Raw genomic sequence first — 1,070 nt, 5'->3', positions numbered from 1 at the left:
CCCGCCACGCCAGCCCCGACTGTCCCGTCGCGAACGGCGGCTCCGGAACGGGAACGGCTATCTCAGAAGTCGTCGGGCTCGTTGCAGCGTCACTGGCGAATGGAAGCGAGGTCAGCTTCAACGGTATTTCACGTCCCGGCGACCCCGCCCACACGCGCGCCGACATTAGCGAGGCGCTGGGTTGGGGCTGGACGCCGGAAAAACGCCTCGACGCCGGTGTCAGCGAATATGTGGCATGGTTTCGCGAGCCCGGCTCGTGATCCGCGTCGGCTTTCCGTTCATGGACCGCAGTTCCGCCTGGATGGGCGGGATCAATTATCTACGCAATCTGATCCAGGCGATACTGGCCGATCCGGAACGCGTCATCGAGCCGGTGCTGATTGTCCCGGTCGACATGCCGGAAGAAGCCATCGCACATTTCGGCGATCTGGATGTTCAGGTCATTCGCTGCCCGCTGCTTGGATCGCGCAGCGCGACCGCAATGACGGGCACTGTACTCAAGCGCCTGATCGGCCGTGACATCGTCATGGAGCGCTGGCTGGCGCGGAACCGGATCGCTGTGCTGTCGCACCTGACCACGCTGGGACGGCGCAGCAAGATCCCTTCGATCGGCTGGATCCCGGACTTCCAGCATCTGCGGCTGCCGGAACTCTTTACCGAAGCGATGCGCCGCACCCGTGATCGCGCTTTTCGCCGCATCGCCGATCAGGCAACGGTAATGATCGTCAGCAGCAACGATGCGCTGGGCGATCTCAAAGATTTCATGCCGGACGCGGTTGCCCGGACCCATGTACTGCCGTTCGTCGCGGATGTGAGTGACGAGGATGTGGCATCACGAGCAGAGCTCGAGCAGGCATTCGACTTCACCGGCCCCTATTTCTTCATTCCGAACCAGTTTTGGCCGCACAAGAATCACGCGCTGGTGATCGAAAGCCTGGCGCTAATGCAAAAGACCGGGTCGGCACCGCTGGTCCTGTCAACCGGCAGCGCAAAGAGTTTCCATGATCCGGGGCTGTATGGTCGCCTGATCCAGCGCGCCGCCGATCTCGGCGTCGCGTCCCGCTTTCGTC

2 protein-coding genes are annotated in these 1,070 nt (G+C 62.6%); both read left to right on the top strand.

Translation table 11 applies throughout. The features are described 5' to 3' along the window. A partial coding sequence (locus tag U1769_RS25395) for a Rossmann-fold NAD(P)-binding domain-containing protein (protein WP_332720929.1) occupies positions 1-260 on the top strand: 260 nt, incomplete at its 5' end. Then, positions 257-1,070, top strand: an 814-nt coding sequence (locus tag U1769_RS25390) for a glycosyltransferase family protein (protein WP_332720928.1), incomplete at its 3' end; no start/stop codon positions are given. The genes U1769_RS25395 and U1769_RS25390, both read left to right, overlap by 4 nt.

This window comes from Parasphingomonas zepuensis (genome assembly GCF_036663735.1).
Classification (GTDB): Bacteria; Pseudomonadota; Alphaproteobacteria; order Sphingomonadales; family Sphingomonadaceae; genus Sphingomonas.
Note: the sequence above shows the minus strand (reverse complement) of the source record. Positions and strands in the feature narration are given on the sequence as shown.